This window comes from Protofrankia sp. Cr2 (assembly GCF_963555885.1).
Taxonomy (GTDB): Bacteria; Actinomycetota; Actinomycetes; order Frankiales; family Frankiaceae; genus Protofrankia.
Genome location: NZ_CAUVXG010000107.1, coordinates 3,261 through 6,030, shown reverse-complemented (window position 1 = coordinate 6,030; position 2,770 = coordinate 3,261). Strand labels below are relative to the sequence as shown.

General features: G+C 69.1%; 4 protein-coding genes and 1 pseudogene. 4 read left to right on the top strand and 1 reads right to left on the bottom strand.

The window, feature by feature from the left end; genetic code table 11:
- Positions 1–135 precede the first annotated feature (135 nt).
- On the bottom strand, positions 136–348 hold the full coding sequence (locus U9978_RS24240; RefSeq protein WP_416211122.1) for a type II toxin-antitoxin system HicA family toxin: 213 nt from the start codon (positions 346–348) through the stop codon (positions 136–138).
- 305 nt (positions 349–653) lie between these two features.
- Here U9978_RS24240 and U9978_RS23690 point away from each other — a divergent pair, with 305 nt between their 5' ends.
- From U9978_RS23690 to U9978_RS23680, 4 genes and pseudogenes are all read left to right on the top strand, one after another.
- On the top strand, positions 654–1,622 hold the full coding sequence (locus U9978_RS23690; protein ID WP_322763364.1) for an effector-associated domain EAD1-containing protein: 969 nt from the start codon (positions 654–656) through the stop codon (positions 1,620–1,622).
- A pseudogene (locus U9978_RS24235) lies at positions 1,615–1,818 on the top strand (molecular chaperone DnaJ); the annotation flags it as partial. The gene U9978_RS23690 and the pseudogene U9978_RS24235, both read left to right, overlap by 8 nt.
- Positions 1,806–2,396 carry a hypothetical protein gene (locus U9978_RS23685; protein ID WP_322763363.1) on the top strand — a complete coding sequence of 197 codons (591 nt, stop codon included), beginning with the start codon at positions 1,806–1,808 and terminating at the stop codon, positions 2,394–2,396. The pseudogene U9978_RS24235 and the gene U9978_RS23685, both read left to right, overlap by 13 nt.
- 143 nt (positions 2,397–2,539) lie before the next feature.
- Positions 2,540–2,770, top strand: a 231-nt coding sequence (locus U9978_RS23680; RefSeq protein ID WP_322763362.1) for a hypothetical protein, incomplete at its 3' end; no start/stop codon positions are given.

Sequence of the window (2,770 nt, the reverse complement as noted above, 5' to 3'; positions counted from 1 at the left end):
CCTCCCGCACGCTGCGCTGCAGCGCGGACAGGCTTCGCGCGAAGGTGTGAGCGCCGGGAACATCCGGGACGTCTGCAAGCCACGCGTCTCGCTCCCGCGTGACGTTGACCCGGTAGACAGCGCGTGTCGTGTTCTTCATGTCCGTAGCCACCTCTTCCCGAACGCCGGCGCAAGATCTGCCTCGATCCGAGCGAGTGTTCCCGTCGGAATATCACCAGGATGCTGGGGTACGGCCGTCTCCGCCCGCGCTTCTCGACCATCGATGTCGGTGTAGATCACGCGATAACGTCTGTGCGAGCCGACTTGGCGGACGAACACGCCGCCGGCCCGTTCAATGGCCCGGTTCACCTCGCGCGCCCGCACCGGTCGAGTCTATCCGCTAGACGGACATTGGCAAGCAGGTAGACAGCCAGATAGACATCCAGGGCTGCGGGTGTCACGGACGCAGCTCCTCGCGACCTGCTTGCCCGGTGAGCATGTACGGGCGCTGTTCCATCGCTCAGGGTAGGCGGGTGGTGGCGGTGCAGAACCATTGTTTGGGCGGCGTTTCCCGTACCACGACGTTGTCATCGCTGTGGCGAGGACTACGCTCACGTTACGGCGCAACTGGGGCAACCGTTGCGACGTCGGCGCTGCGGAGGCGGGGGGTTCCAGTGGCACCGGTTGGCGATGGCGGCAGGTCGCCGAGTGACGGGATCCCGGACGGCGACCCCGACATCTGCCTGACCAATACCGAGCGGACCGACTTCCTGAACGCGGTCGCGCGGGCCTACCGGACCGAGGCTGCCGCCTCGATGGTGCTCAACCAGATCGGGTACCCGCTGGCATACAGCCCGGTCATCCAGGGCATCAACCCGGAACAGTGGTGGACACAGGTATTCATCGAGTTCGACAATGGAATCATTCTCGTGCCCTTCCGGACGCTGCTGTACAACAGCAGTGAGCGGTACCCGGCAAATGCCGTGTTTCAACGACTCGCCGCCCGCCATCTCACCAGCGAGCTAAACTCGACGACCGGCGAAACGAACGAAAACGGTCGAACCGCGGCATCGGAAAATGTCACGGCGTCGACGCAGGACGGCGGCCGTGCGCAGGCTACCGAAGGCTCGACCGCGCAGTCGGCGGAAGCCGAGGAGGGGCCGGCGCAGAGCTGCCATGTGATTGTGCGGGCGAGTTCGGAACCAGAACGCCGCAAGGCCGCGGAAATCCTCGCGAGCCTCGGCCTGGGGCCACACGAATTCTGGTCGACCGCGCATGCGGTTTCCTACCGGGTCAACGACGAGGACACCGGACGGGTGCGGGAGCGGCTCGAGGAAACCGACCTCGGGTGGACGGTTGTCCCGGCGGGTGAACCCGACGTTCCCGTCGACCAGCCGGGCCACACCGTCCGCAGCGTCGGCGAGCTGCGGATCGACCTGACCGAGCTGGTCGGCCAGCGCGACCGGGTGGCCGGGGCCGAGGAGTTCAAGGAGCTGCTGCGGCGCGGTCAGCGGCTCGCCCTGGAACTGCGCCGCGAGCATCCAGACGCCCGCGACCTGCTCGCCGGCGTCCAGCAGCATCAGCGGGAGACGCTGACCATCTTCCGGGAACGATTCGCCGAGGAGGGGCTGGTCGATGTGTAACCCACGTCGGGTCCGCGTCCGCGCCACCCGTGACCTGACCGACGCGTGGGAGCAGGAGGTCCGCCGTCAGGTGACCCGGCGTGGGCAGGCCGTCGGGGACGCGCGGGTCCGCGAACCGCTGGGCAGCAGCATCGGCGCGCCCACCCTGGCCGCGCTGACCGGCGTTCTCGCCCGCACCGACGGGTGGGAACGGGACGGCGAGTCGTTCCGGCACGCCCTCGACGGCGGCTATCTGCTCTACCACCCGGCCACCCGGCCACCCGCGAACTGGAGATCGTCGCGGAGGTTGCCGCCGAGGTGGCGGCGTCCGCCGAAGTCGCCACCGTCGTACGCGGACAGCTCACCGAAACCGTCGAAGGTGAGGGCGAAGGCACCTACTACGACGACAACTACGGCGGCCGGACGGAGACCCATGCGCGCCGGGACGCCGAACGCAACGCCGCTCGGGCCGTCGATGCCCAGGTCGACGCGCTGCTCGCCGCCGCCCGGGTGCAGGCCGACGACGCCGAAGGCACCGCTGTGGAGGCCGCCGCCGCGGCCCGCGCGGACGCCGCCCTGGCGCAGGCCGCGACCTCCCGCGTCGAGGCGCTGCGCCGGGAGGCGGCGACCCGGCTGGTCGCCGTCGGCATCCAGGGGCGCAACATCTTCCATCAGGCGCTGGCCGGCGCCTACCGGGACGCGATCCTGGCCTACGCCCGAGCCAGGCGGGCCGAGGGCATTACCTGCTCGGAGAACGGCGGCGTTCTCGACATCGAGTTCGAGCTGCAGATCTAGCGGGCCAAAGGGCGCGCGACGATCGTCAGATCGCGCGCCCGGAGGCCGCAGTTTCTGGAGCACTGACGGCCTGAAGATCTATAAAACTGTGGATCTGTGCGGTCCGCTCTGATTGCCGATCGTGAGGATAGGGGGGTGAACGTATGCGGGTCCGGGTGAAGTTCCGCTACCGCGCCGACACGGGCGAGGTCGAGGTGTTCCGCGTCGAGGACACCGGAGAGGGCGCGCCCGCCACCGACCACGACGCCCGCCACGACCGGGCCACCGCCGACATCGCCCGCATCGTCGAGAACAGCGCCCTCATCGAGCAGGAAGCTCCGCAGGTCGCACCGGCCGGCCGCGAGCAGGTCGGGCAGCGACCGACCGAGGAGCCC